This is a genomic window from Bacillus haikouensis (genome assembly GCF_013179555.1).
In the GTDB taxonomy this organism is placed as follows: domain Bacteria; phylum Bacillota; class Bacilli; order Bacillales; family Bacillaceae_B; genus Rossellomorea; species Rossellomorea haikouensis_A.
The window spans coordinates 1-768 of record NZ_JABMCR010000596.1; the positions used below are offsets into that span (position 1 = coordinate 1).

The following is a 768-nucleotide window of genomic DNA, read 5'->3' on the forward strand; positions in this document are numbered from 1 at the left end:
CGTGGAAGACGACCACGTTGATAGGACGGGTGTGGAAGCACAGCAATGTGTGAAGCTTACCGTTACTAATAGCTCGATCGACTTCTTCGTTCCCATTGTTCATGCTCATCGAAGATGAGCATTATTCTTCTGTCCTGACGCCCGATGGGCTCCGGACGGGCCCCGCCACAAGGCGCGACGACCTCTGGTCTGTATGGCTGCCTCGCTCGCTGTCGAGCAAAGGTAGAATACGGACAGGTCAAGAAAAGACGTGTAAATTAAATAGAGCTTCGGCTCTCCAGCTTCTCGAAACAACAGTTTCCATGTGAAAACATGAACTAGGTTGCTTTGGTCACATGGTCCCTCATACATGAGGTGTCCGTATGGCCGATTGGCGTCCCCCGTGAGCGGCAAGCAAACGGGATAAGGCATGCCAATCCAGAAAAGAGCAACATATGTTCATGCTACCGCATGAACATATGTTGCGTTTTGCCGACCTGGTGGTTATCGCGGGGCGGCCGCACCCGTTCCCATTCCGAACACGGCCGTGAAACGCCCCAGCGCCAATGGTACTTCGTCTCAAGACGCGGGAGAGTAGGTCGCTGCCAGGTCTGCAAAACGCAACACAAAATCTTCTCAATCACAAATCGGGCAAAAGCCCAAACCAAAAGGCCGCAAATGCGGCCTTTATGCTATAATAAAAATAATCAACGCGGGGTGGAGCAGCCCGGTAGCTCGTCAGGCTCATAACCTGAAGGCCGCAGGTTCAAATCCTGCCCCCGCAACCAA

At 53.0% G+C, this 768-nt stretch carries 1 tRNA gene and 2 rRNA genes; all 3 read left to right on the forward strand.

The window, feature by feature from the left end:
• A 23S ribosomal RNA gene (locus tag HP456_RS25860) occupies positions 1-90 on the forward strand; the annotation flags it as partial.
• Between the two features lie 385 nt (positions 91-475).
• Positions 476-590, forward strand: a 5S ribosomal RNA gene (gene rrf / locus HP456_RS25865).
• A 100-nt stretch (positions 591-690) separates the two neighbouring features.
• Positions 691-767: transfer RNA gene (locus HP456_RS25870), tRNA-Met, on the forward strand.
• Position 768 lies beyond the last annotated feature (1 nt).